Here is an 11778-nt window from a genome sequence, read left to right on the forward strand (position 1 = left end):
CCTTGCCCGGGAAACCGATCTCAGGAGGATGATGATGGGTATGCAGCCAGAGGACGTCCTAGGCGTACCGAAGCCGGCCTGGAAGACCGACGATGTCGTCATGTTGCAGGAAATGGCCAGGAAGTTCCTGGAGGCGGAGGTCCTGCCGCATTACGACCGTTTCGAGAAGCAGGAAATCTTCGACAGGTCCGTCTGGGAGCGTGCCGGCGAGAACGGCCTGCTCTGCGCCTCGATGCCGGAGGAATATGGCGGCGCGGGCGGAACCTATGCGCATGAGAGCGCCATCCTCGAGGCCATCAGCCATGTCGGCGTCGATGGTTTCGGCATAGCGCTGCACAATTCCATCGTCGCGCCCTATATCCTGCATTACGGCTCGGAAGAGCAGAAGCGGAAATGGCTGCCGAAGATGGCGACGGGCGAATTGATCGGCGCCATCGCCATGACGGAGCCGGGTGCGGGTTCCGACCTGCAGGGGGTGAAGACCAGCGCCCGCAAGGATGGCAATCACTACGTCATCAACGGGTCCAAGACGTTCATAACCAATGGCCAATTGGCCAATCTGGTCATCGTCGTGACCAAGACCGATCCGGCGCAGGGCGCCAGGGGCACATCGCTGATCGTCGTCGAAACCGACGGCCAGGAAGGGTTCGAGCGCGGCCGCAACCTCGACAAGGTCGGGCTGAAATCCAACGATACGTCCGAACTCTTCTTCAACGAGGTCCGGGTTCCGACATCCAATCTGCTCGGCACCGAGGAAGGGCAGGGCTTCGTCCAGCTCATGCAGCAATTGCCGCAGGAGCGCCTGCAGATCGGCGGAACCGCGATCGCCATGGCGGAACGGGCCATCGCGATCACCTCCGACTACGTCAAGGAGCGCAAGGCTTTCGGCAAGTCCATCATCGAGTTCCAGAATACCCAGTTCAAGCTGGCGGAACTGAAGACGGAGACGACGATCGGCCGCGTGTTCTACGACCATTGCGTCGAGCGCCACGTCAATGGCGGGCTCGATCCCGTCACGGCGTCGATGGCGAAATACTGGCTGACCGACCTGCAGAACAAGGTCGTGGACGAATGCCTGCAACTGCATGGCGGCTATGGGTATATGAACGAATATCCCATCGCCCGCATGTTCCGCGATGCCCGCGTCCAGCGCATCTATGGCGGAACCAACGAAATCATGAAGCTTTTGATCGCCCGCAGCCTCTAGGGTCTCGACCCCGGTGGCGGGCATGAAGGGAGAATATTATGGCCGACGCTTATATCTATGATCACGTCCGCACACCGCGCGGCAGAGGCAAGAAGGATGGAAGCCTGCATGAGGTCCCGGCCGTTCGGCTCGGCGCCCATGTGCTCGAGGCGCTGCGCGACCGCAACGGCCTCGATACGGGCCTCGTCGACGATATCATCTATGGCTGCGTCGATCCCGTCGGCGAGGCGGGCGCGGTCATTCCGCGCTCCTCCGCCTTCGAGGCCGGCTATGATTTCAAGGCGCCGGGCATGCAGATATCGCGCTTCTGCGCCTCGGGGCTCGATGCGGTGAATTTCGGCGCCGCCAAGATCGCCCAGGGCGCCGACGACATCGTCATCGCCGGCGGTGTCGAATCCATGTCGCGTGTCGGCATGGGCATGTCGGGCGGTGCCTGGTACATGGACCCGTCGGTCGGCCTGCCCGCCTATTTCATGCCGCAGGGCGTTTCCGCCGATCTGATCGCCACCAAATACGGCTTCAGCCGCGACGATGTGGATGCCTATGCCGTCGAAAGCCAGAAACGGGCCGGCGAGGCCTGGGAGAAGGGCTACTTCAAGAATTCGGTGCTTGAGATCAAGGATATAAACGGCCTCAAGATCCTCGATCGCGACGAGCATATGCGCCCGTCGACGGACATGCAGGCGCTGGCTTCGCTCAATCCCTCCTTCGTCATGCCCGGCGAGATGGGCGGCTTCAATGCCGTCGGCATCCAGGCGCATCCGGAAGTGGAGGTCATCAACCATGTTCACCATGCCGGCAATTCCTCCGGCATCGTCGATGGTGCGGCGGGCGTGCTGCTCGGCTCGAAAAGCGCTGCGAGGGCCATCGGCTCGAAGCCGCGCGCCCGCATCCGCGCTTTCGCCAATATCGGTTCCGATCCGGCATTGATGCTGACGGGCCCCGTCGACGTAACGGAAAAGCTGCTCAAGCGCGCCAGGATGAAGCTCTCGGACATCGATCTTTTCGAGCTGAACGAAGCCTTCGCCGCCGTGGTGCTGCGCTATATGCAGGCCTTCGACATTCCGCGCGACAAGATCAACGTCAATGGCGGCGCCATTGCCATGGGGCATCCGCTCGGGGCGACCGGGGCGATGATCCTCGGCACCGTGCTCGACGAGCTTGAGCGCCGCGACCTCAACGTGGCGCTGGTCACCCTTTGCATCGGTGCCGGCATGGGCACCGCCACCATTATCGAACGCGTCTGATCGGGAGGGCCGACCATGAAATACACCAACTTTAAGGTCGATATCGACAGCGACGGCATTGCGCTCGTGACCTGGGACATGCCGGACAAATCCATGAACGTCTTCACCGAGGAGGTGATGAAGGAACTGGACGCGATCGTCGATCAGGTAGCGAAGGACGAGGCCATCAAGGGCGCCGTCATCACCTCCGGCAAGGACACGTTCTCCGGCGGCGCCGACCTGACAATGCTCAAGCGCATGTTCCAGATATTCCAGGAGGAGAAGGCGAAGGACCCGAAGAAGGCGGTCGAACTGCTGTTCGAGACCACCGGCCGGATGGGCGGGCTGTTCCGCAAACTCGAAACCTGCGGCAAGCCGTGGGTCTCGGCGATCAACGGCACCTGCATGGGCGGTGCCTTCGAAATGTCGCTCGCCTGCCACGGACGGGTGGTTTCCGACGATCCGGCGGTGAAGATGGCGCTGCCGGAAGTCAAGGTCGGCATCTTTCCGGGCGCCGGCGGAACGCAGCGCGTGCCGCGGCTGACCAACCAGCAGGATGCCCTGCAGATGATGACGACCGGCTCCAGCCTCACCGCGGCACGGGCCAGGGCGCTAGGCCTGGTGCATGAGATCGCACCTGCCAAGAAGCTGGTCGAAGCGGCCAGGAAGATGATCAGGGACGGCCTGAAGCCGGTCCAGCCATGGGACGAAAAGGGCTTCAAGCTGCCCGGTGGCGCCATCTATTCGGCGGCGGGCGCCAATCTCTGGCCGGCCGCGACGGCGATCCTGCGCCGCGAGACCTATGGCAATTATCCCGGCGCCGCCTTCATCCTGAAGAGCGTCTATGAGGGCCTGCTCGTGCCCTTCGACACCGCGCTGAAGATCGAACAGCGCTACTTCACCAGGATATTGCAGACGACGGAAGCCGGGATGATGATCCGCTCGCTCTTCGTCTCCCTGCAGGAGCTGAACAAGGGCGCGCGCCGCCCGGACGACGTCAAACCGACGAAATTCAAGAAGATCGGCGTGGTTGGCGCCGGGTTTATGGGCGCCAGCATTGCCTATGTGACGGCCCGGGCGGGCATCCCGGTGGTGCTTCTCGATCAGTCGGTCGAGGCGGCGGAGAAGGGCAAGGCCCATTCGGCCGAACTCATCGCCAAGGAGATCCAGAAGGGCAAGGCCAAGGCGGAGGACAAGGACAAGCTGCTCGAAATGATCACCGCTTCGGCCAGCTACGATGATCTCGAAGGCGCCGATCTGGTGATCGAGGCCGTATTCGAGGATCGCGAAGTCAAGCGCGCGGTGACGGAGAAGGCGGAGGCCGTGCTGAAGCCCGGCGCCATCTTCGCCTCCAATACCTCGACCCTGCCGATCACCGGCCTCGCCAAGGTTTCAGTGCGGCCGAAGAACTTCATCGGCATCCATTTCTTCTCGCCGGTCGAGAAGATGATGCTGGTGGAAGTCATCATGGGCAAGAAGACCTCCGACAAGGCGCTTGCCGTCGCGCTCGATTATGTGCGGGCGATCAAGAAGACGCCGATCGTCGTCAACGACACGCGCGGCTTCTACGTCAATCGCTGCGTGCTGCGCTATATGTCGGAAGCCTATAACATGCTGGTGGAGGGCGTTCCTCCGGCGATGATCGAGAATGCCGCGCGCATGGCCGGCATGCCGGTAGGGCCGCTTGCGCTCAACGACGAGACGGCGATCGACCTGTCGCAGAAGATATTGAAGGCGACCCTTGCCGATCTTGGCCCGAAGGCCGTCGACCCGCGCCATGTGGAGCTGGTCGACATGCTCGTCGACAAATATGACCGCCGGGGCCGCAAGAACGGCAAGGGCTTCTACGACTATCCGCCCAAGCCCGCCAAGAAGCATCTCTGGCCGGAATTGAAGACGCTCTATCCGCAGCAGGATGCGGCCGGGGTCGATGTCGAGGTGCTGAAGCAGCGCTTCCTCGTGACGATCGCGCTGGAGGCCGCGCGCGTCATGGAGGAGGGTATCGTCACCGACCCGCGCGAGGCGGATGTCGGTTCCATTCTCGCCTTCGGCTTCGCGCCCTATACCGGCGGGACGCTCTCCTATATCGACGGCATGGGCGCGGGCAAATTCGTCGAGCTGGCGAAGAGCCTGCAGAAGAAATACGGCCAGCAGTTCAAGGCGCCGAAGCTCCTGCAGGACATGGCGGAGAAGGGGGAAACCTTCTACGAGCGCTTCGATCCCTATCGGGGCGAAGTCGGCAAGGCCGCCTGAGACAGCGCCGGCGGGGGGAAATTTCCTTTGCCCCCGCCGCGCATCATATGAGAAAGTTTTCCGTGAATTTTCTCGACTTTTGTCTGTATTCCGCCTAGAACAGAACTTGAAGGTATTTTTTCCTTTCAGGAAGCGCTCCGATGTTCTCACATGACCGCATATGGGCGGCCATCGACGCCTTGGCGGCTCGGCATTCATTGTCCGTATCGGGCTTGGCAAAGCGTGCTGGTCTGGACCCGACGACTTTCAACAAATCGAAGCGCTATGCGATCGACGGCCGCGCGCGCTGGCCCTCCACCGAGTCGCTTGCCAAGATCATGGAGGCCACCGGGGCCTCGGTCGACGAATTCATGTCGCTGGTCCATGGCAGGCCGGAGAGTCCGCCCGTTTCCTCGACGCGGCCCGTGCCGCTGCTCGGCTTTGCCCAAGCCGGCGCCGGCGGCTATTTCGACGATGGCGGCTTTCCGGTCGGGCAGGGCTGGGACGTCGTGGAATTTCCGGTTGGCCCGAGCGATGCGGTCTACGCGCTCGAAGTGTCGGGCGATTCCATGCTCCCGCTCTACCGTGATGGCGATACGATCATCGTTTCGCCCGGTGCGCCGGTGCGGCGCGGGGATCGCGTGGTGCTGCGAACGCGCGACGGCGAGGTCATGGCCAAGATCCTGTATCGGCAGACGCCGCGCACGGTCGAGTTGCAATCGATGAATCCGGACCATCCGAACCGGACGTTCGACGCCGCGCATATCGACTGGATTGCGCGGATATTGTGGGCGAGCCAGTGAACATGGCGTTTTCGCTGCGCCGCCTGCCGCTCTATGCCGTCACGGCTTTCGTGGCCCTGATCCTCGTCTATTCCTTCGTCGCTCCCTTCCAGGGCGCGCTCGATGGCAATGCCGCCGGCGGCGTCGTCGGCGAGGATGTGCCTGTCGCCGAGGATTTCGAGCTGCCGGCGGAGATGCAGCCGGGTGGGGAACAGGACCCGCAGCAGCCGGCATCGCCGGAGCCCGCCGAGGCTGCTCCGCCAGCATCGTCGCAAGGTACGGCCGCGCCGCTGGAACGCGTCGAGCCGCGCCCGCCTCTCAGCGATATCGGCCAGGCGGCTGCGCCCGCCCCGCCGCCCGAAGCCGTCGCCGTCGATGACAGCGCCAGACCGAAGCTGCTCTATCGCCCGGTTGCCGGTACGGCCGGCGAGATCGAGGCGTCCGGCTACCGCATATCCCTTGCCGGCATCGATCCACCGGCCCTGGACGAGACCTGCGCCGCCGAGGGCGGCGGCGGATGGCCCTGCGGCATGGCGGCGCGCACGGCCCTGCGCAACTGGCTGCGGTCGCGTGCCGTGGAATGCGTCGTGCCCGAGCAGCCGCCCGGAGAGGCGATCGCCACGCGCTGCAAGCTCGGCACCACGGATGTATCGCAATGGCTGGTGACCAATGGCTGGGCCCGGGCCGAGGGCGACGAACTGGCCGAACTCATGAACAAGGCGCAGGAGGAGCGCCGCGGCATTTTCGGCGCCGCACCGGCAGCGCCTGCCAGCAACGACGTGCCGCTGCCGCGGTCCGATGTCGCGCCGCCCGGCCTGACGCCGTCTGATATCGCACCGCCCGGTCTGACATCGCCCGATGCGCCATTCGATGCGCCTCCCGATCCCCCGGGCGACATTGCGCCGCCGCCGCTATCGGCCCCGGATGCACCCTTCCCGCCGGCGCCGCAATAGGCGCCGTCCGGTCAGGCCGCGTGGCGGGCCGCCTTTATGCAAGTTCTCCCGCAAGCGCCTTGCCGATGAGGGCCCGCGTCTCGTCGATGCCGTATAGCGCCACGAAGGAGCCGAAGCGCGGGCCGCGCTCCTGGCCGATCAGCACTTCATAGAGCATCTGGAAGAACGAAACCGCGACGCCCGGCCCGCCTTCCGGGCTCTTCTTCGTATGGTCCTGGTAGCGCTCTATCGCGCGGGCGACGTCGAGCATGGCGTTCTGGATCATGTTGCCATCGGCATCCGCCGGCAATTCGGCGAGCTTTGCATCGATGCCGCCGAGCGCAGCCTGTTCGACCGCGTCGGCCGGGCGGAACTTCTTGGTCGGCTTGACGAAATCGTTGAAGTAGCGGATCGCATAGGTGACGAGCTCGTTCAGCTTCGGATTGTTTTCCGGCGTCACGCCCGGCGCATAGCGCGAGATGAACCCCCAGAGCACGCCGGCGTTTTCCGCATTCGAGGCGCTGACGAGATTGAGCAGCATGGCGAAGGGCACCGGCATGTCGAGTTGCGGCGGATTGCCGTAATGCTGGTGCCAGACCGGATTGCCGAGGCGCTCCTTCCAGTTCTGCCGCTGATAGGCGGAGAGGAAGGTGAAATATTCGTCCACTGCCTTGGGGATCACGTCGAAATAGAGCTTCTTGGCGGTCTTCGGCTTCTGGAACATGTAGAGGGAAAGGCTTTCCGTCGGCGCATAGGTCAGCCATTCGTCGATCGTCAGGCCATTGCCCTTCGACTTGGAGATCTTCTGGCCCTTGTCGTCGAGGAAGAGCTCGTAGTTGAAACCTTCCGGCGCGCGGCCGCCGAGGGCCCGGCAGATCTTCGACGACAGCGTGACGGAATCGATGAGGTCCTTGCCGGCCATTTCGTAATCGACGCCGAGCGCCGTCCAGCGCATGGCCCAATCGGCCTTCCACTGGCACTTGACCTTGCCGCCGGTGACTTCCGTTTCCACATGCTCGCCCGTATCCGGGTCCTGGTAGGTGATGGTGCCCCTGGCGACATCGCGGCCGATCATCGGCACCTGCAGCACGATGCCGGTGCGCGGCGAGATCGGCAGGAAGGGCGAATAGGTGGCGCGGCGCTCCTCGCCGAGCGTCGGCAGGATGATGTTCATGACCTCGTCATAGGCGGCCAGCATCTTGAGCAGCGTCTCGTCGAAGCGCCCGCTGGCATAATAATCCGTCGCCGAGGCAAATTCATAGTCGAAGCCGAACCGGTCGAGGAATGCCCGCAGGCGCGCATTGTTGGCGGCGCCGAAGGAGGGATATTCATTGGAGAAAGGGTCGGGGATGCGGCTCAGCGGCTTGCCGAGCTGCGCCTCCATCATTTCCCGGTTGGGCACATTGTCCGGCACCTTGCGCAGACCGTCCATGTCGTCGGAAAAGCACAGGATGCGCGTCTTGACCCTGTCGCCGGTCAGCACGCGGAACGCATGGCGCACCATGGATGTGCGCGCCACCTCGCCAAAGGTGCCGATATGCGGCAGGCCGGAGGGGCCATAGCCGGTTTCGAACAGCACGGTGTCCGGATAGCCCGTCTTCTCGTAGCGTTTGATGATCTTCTGCGCCTCTTCGAACGGCCATGCTTTGGCCTCCGCCGCCGCTGCGATGAGCTCGGGGGTCAGTTCGATCTTTGTGTCGGGGCGCGAAATCATTCTGTGTTCCTGTGTGTCCTGTCATTTGCGGGGGCGCGCGGACACTATGGCGGCAGCATCGCAACGTCAATTGGACTGGCGCAGGCAATCGTCGATTGAGTGACCGAATCTGACGTTCGCTCCCGCATCGCAGCGGCGTCAGATGGAATTCAGGTTCGGAACAACGCTAGTAGAAATCGACCGGAAAGTAGCGCAGGTAAAGCTCCGAAATGATGCCCTTGGCTTCCATCGCTTTCAATGCGAAGTTGAAACCATCGACGAGCTGCGCATTTTCGAGCGTCGTCGCGATCATCAGCCCGTCGCCGAGGAATTGCGGCGCGACATAGGGTCCGCCGGCGAAGATGCAGCAATTGTCCGCCTCGGCGCTGGCCAACCAGAAGGCGAGTTCGGCGCCGTCTCCGAAAATCGCGTCGATCTTCTTGTCCTTCAGGTCCTTCACCAGCAATTCGCGCGTCGGGTAGCCGACCCAATGGGCCTGCGGGAAATAATCCGCGAAGATCGCCTGGTGCACCGAATCCGCGATGATCCCGACCGTCTTCTTTTCGAGCGACGCCGCCATGGGCGCCGGCAGCGTCGCCCCCCGCAGCGTGACGAAGCGTGCGGGAAGGCGCATATAGGGCGCGGTGAAGGCGTATTTCCGGCGCAGCGCATCGGTCGGGCGCAGGCCGGCAAGTATGGCCTCGGCTTCGCCGCTCTCCAGCGCCGCGGGGAGCTCGTTCCACGGCCGCGCTTCCACCTGGCAGATCGCGGTGATATCCAGTTCCTTGCAGATGGCGCGCACGAGATCGATGTTGAAACCGGAAATGCGGCCATTGCTGTCGACGAAATTGAACGGCGGATAATCGACGGTGGTCACGAACCGCACCCGCTTCACGGTGCGAAGGTCCGGCGTCGCGATCCTCTCGCGGCCTTCCCAGTAATGCGGGAATTTGGGCGCAGCACCCGCCGTGCCGGCGCCGAGGCCGAGGCCGATGACCGCCATGGCGATGATGACCGGTCTGATGGCGACCGGGCGGGTGATAACCAGACGGATGGCCAGACGGGGGATCAAGCTGACGGTTTTGGTAAAACTGGCGATGGTATTGGCGAGATTGGCGATGGTCGCCAGCCTGATGCGGGTCGCCAGATTGACGGCCAGCCCGGTTGCGGTGGCTGATCCCCCGATGGTGACCAGACGGGCAATGGTGGAAAGGGTCTGAAGCAGCATGCGGTCTCTATTGGCCGGGTGATTTCGCTGCAACGCTAGCATGATTTGGCCGCTGGCACCATTGCCGGGCGTGCTGCAGCACAATCGCGCTGATATCTACAACTATCGACGTATTGACAATATAGAACAGAGAATATTCTATATCGATATTACTTTACCTATATTTCAATTGTTCGTTGAAAGTCATAAATATGCAACCATTCAGCAATGATAGTGGTTAATACCTTTAAATAGGGCCGCGCAGCCGCCGCCATTACAGTAAATGTGCCTTTGTAGAGTTACCGCATGGTCTCGACTGCATATTCTATTGAAGCATCCATTGCAGCGCGTCTATGCCGGGCTGGCATGAGCAAGGCGTCAATTATAGAAGCCTATCGCCGTGCGCGGCTCGATGGCACCTGTTTCATCGATGAGATTTATGGGTGCGGTGGGCTGCCGGCGGATGTCGTCGCGGCCTGCCTTGCGCAGGTGGCGGGCGTCAGTTCCGGCAATATTCCGGCCAAGGCACCGATCGTCGCGCCGCGCTTCGATCAATTGCAGCATCTCGGCCGGATCAGCCGGGCGGCAATTGCCGATGCCGATGGCATGATCAGGTTCTATATCGCGCCGAAACTCAGCGATATCGCGGCGATCCGGCGCAATCTGTCGGCGGGTTCGCCGGACAGGCGGCGGTTGACGTTCACGCCGCCCGCGGTGCTGGCGGACCATCTGGCCGATTACTACCGCGAGCCGCTGGCCCGCCGCGCCGCCGGCATGCTGGAAGATGCCGCGTCGGGCCGCTCCTCCAGGATCGTCGTCGATGGCGGCCAGGGAGCCCTCATGGGGGCGATACTGACCTCGATGGTGTTTCTGTCGATACTATCGCAGCAGGCGTTGTTTTCCGCGCTCCACGCGATGCTGTCGGGGCTGTTTTCCAGCAGCATCATCCTGAGAGGCATGGCGGTGCTTCATGCCCGCCGCGCCAGGCGGCCGCCTCGGCTCGAAAGCACCGGCGGTGTGCCGCCGGTCTACAGCATATTGGTCGCGCTCTACCGCGAAGCTCCCGTTGTACCCCAGCTGGTGCGGGCGATGCGGGAGCTGGACTGGCCACCCGCCCGGCTCGAAGTGCTGTTTCTTTGCGAGGCTGACGATAGGGATACGCTGCGGGCATTCGCGGCGCAGAAATTGCCGCCGGGGTTCAGGGTGGTCGTGGTCGCCGGCTTCGGTCCGCGGACCAAGCCGAAGGCGCTGAATGTCGGGCTCCAGCTTGTTTCCGGCGAGTTCGTCGTCGTCTATGATGCGGAGGACAGGCCGCATCGGGGCCAGTTGCGCGAGGCCTGGCAGAGGTTCAGCCGTGGCGGGCCCCGGCTCGGCTGCCTGCAGGCGCCGCTCGACATCTGCAACGGCCGCGACGGCTGGATACAGCGCCAGTTCGCCTTCGAATACCGCGTTCATTTCAGGGGAATTCTGCCGTGGATGGCAGCGCAACGGCTGGTCATGCCGCTTGGCGGCAGCTCCAATCATTTTCGCCGCCCGAGCCTTGCCGCGCTCGGCGGGTGGGACGCCTTCAACGTCACCGAGGATGCGGAGCTGGGGCTGCGGCTGGCGCGCTCGGGCTATCACAGCGAGATGCTGACGCTGCCGACCTATGAGGATGCGCCCGGCGAGGCAGGCATCTGGCTGAAGCAGCGCACGCGCTGGATGAAGGGCTGGATCCAGACCTGGCTCGTCGAGATGCGCGATCCGCTGCCCCTGCTGCGGCAGGTCGGACTGCGGCGGTTCCTGCTGTTTCACCTGTCGTCGGCGGGCCTCGTCGCCTCGGCGCTGATCTATCCCCTCATGCCGTTTCTCGTCCTCGATACCATGCTGCGCGCCCTCTGGCTGGGGAGGGAGGCGCTCCCCTTGACCTGCGTGCTGGACTTCATGAATGTCGCGCTCGCCTTCCTCTCGTTCCACGCTCTCGGCATGATTGCCGGTCGGGGCCGGCCGACCGACGGAGGTCTGCTGCTATCGATGCCGCTTTATTGGCTCATGATCTCGCTGGCGGCATGGCGGGCCATAGGACAACTGCGGCTTTCGCCATTCCTGTGGGAAAAGACGCCGCATCTGCCGAGCCGCGCCCCGATGCAAAGGAACCCGGCACCGGAAGCCCAGGCCCGGGAACCGCTCGTGCCGGCGGAGCCGACAACGCCGCCGGGATAGGGAGTTTGCCGCACCGGCATCGTGCGCGGTTCGATGAATTTACGATCGAGGGTTCTGCAGCCCTCCAAGGCAAGAGATGGCAATACTGTAGTGACGTGCTTCGTGGTTCGGCAGGCTTAGCAGCTCAGCATGAGGGAGGTTGGCTCAGCATGAGGGTGGTGGAGATTGGCATAGGCGAGGTGGATTAAATACACAAAATCCGCACCACGCCCGCTTGATTGCGTCTGGTCATTGAAAATGGGGGGAGACGGGCGGTCTTCAGCGCGTCAGTAGTGGTATCAGGGTCGAGGTCCGAAG

The 11778-nt window shown here is 63.2% G+C and carries 8 protein-coding genes; 6 read left to right on the forward strand and 2 right to left on the reverse strand.

The features are described 5' to 3' along the window. The first annotated feature begins 34 nt into the window (after nt 1-34). The 5 genes from OSJ75_RS17730 to OSJ75_RS17750 all read left to right on the forward strand — a co-directional run bounded on the left by OSJ75_RS17730 (nt 35) and on the right by OSJ75_RS17750 (nt 6400). Entirely contained in the window at nt 35-1207 is a 1173-nt protein-coding gene (locus OSJ75_RS17730) for an acyl-CoA dehydrogenase family protein (RefSeq protein WP_250020217.1), read from the forward strand. Between the two features lie 38 nt (nt 1208-1245). Next, entirely contained in the window at nt 1246-2454 is a 1209-nt protein-coding gene (locus OSJ75_RS17735; RefSeq protein WP_267228944.1) for an acetyl-CoA C-acetyltransferase, read from the forward strand. A 15-nt stretch (nt 2455-2469) separates the two neighbouring features. Further along, nucleotides 2470-4686 carry a 3-hydroxyacyl-CoA dehydrogenase NAD-binding domain-containing protein gene (locus OSJ75_RS17740; protein ID WP_267228945.1) on the forward strand — a complete coding sequence of 739 codons (2217 nt, stop codon included), beginning with the start codon at nt 2470-2472 and terminating at the stop codon, nt 4684-4686. A 140-nt stretch (nt 4687-4826) separates the two neighbouring features. Next, nucleotides 4827-5468: a helix-turn-helix transcriptional regulator gene (locus OSJ75_RS17745; protein ID WP_250020214.1), complete on the forward strand. Its 642-nt coding sequence runs from the start codon at nt 4827-4829 to the stop codon at nt 5466-5468. Nucleotides 5469-5470: 2 nt separating this feature from the next. Then, complete coding sequence (locus OSJ75_RS17750; RefSeq protein WP_267228946.1) at nt 5471-6400, forward strand: thermonuclease family protein; 930 nt, start codon at nt 5471-5473, stop codon at nt 6398-6400. A 34-nt stretch (nt 6401-6434) separates the two neighbouring features. On the opposite strand, the gene OSJ75_RS17755 is transcribed toward OSJ75_RS17750, so the two are convergent. Then, nucleotides 6435-8093, reverse strand: coding sequence for a lysine--tRNA ligase (locus tag OSJ75_RS17755; protein ID WP_250020213.1), 1659 nt, complete (start codon nt 8091-8093; stop codon nt 6435-6437). Between the two features lie 166 nt (nt 8094-8259). Further along, on the reverse strand, nt 8260-9300 hold the full coding sequence (locus tag OSJ75_RS17760) for a transporter substrate-binding domain-containing protein (RefSeq protein WP_267228947.1): 1041 nt from the start codon (nt 9298-9300) through the stop codon (nt 8260-8262). 345 nt (nt 9301-9645) lie between these two features. On the opposite strand from OSJ75_RS17760, the gene OSJ75_RS17765 reads away from it, so the two are divergent. Further along, on the forward strand, nt 9646-11481 hold the full coding sequence (locus OSJ75_RS17765) for a glycosyltransferase (protein WP_267228948.1): 1836 nt from the start codon (nt 9646-9648) through the stop codon (nt 11479-11481). Nucleotides 11482-11778 lie beyond the last annotated feature (297 nt).

Origin of the sequence: Phyllobacterium sp. 0TCS1.6A (assembly GCF_026420825.1) — a bacterium.
In the GTDB taxonomy this organism is placed as follows: domain Bacteria; phylum Pseudomonadota; class Alphaproteobacteria; order Rhizobiales; family Rhizobiaceae; genus Phyllobacterium.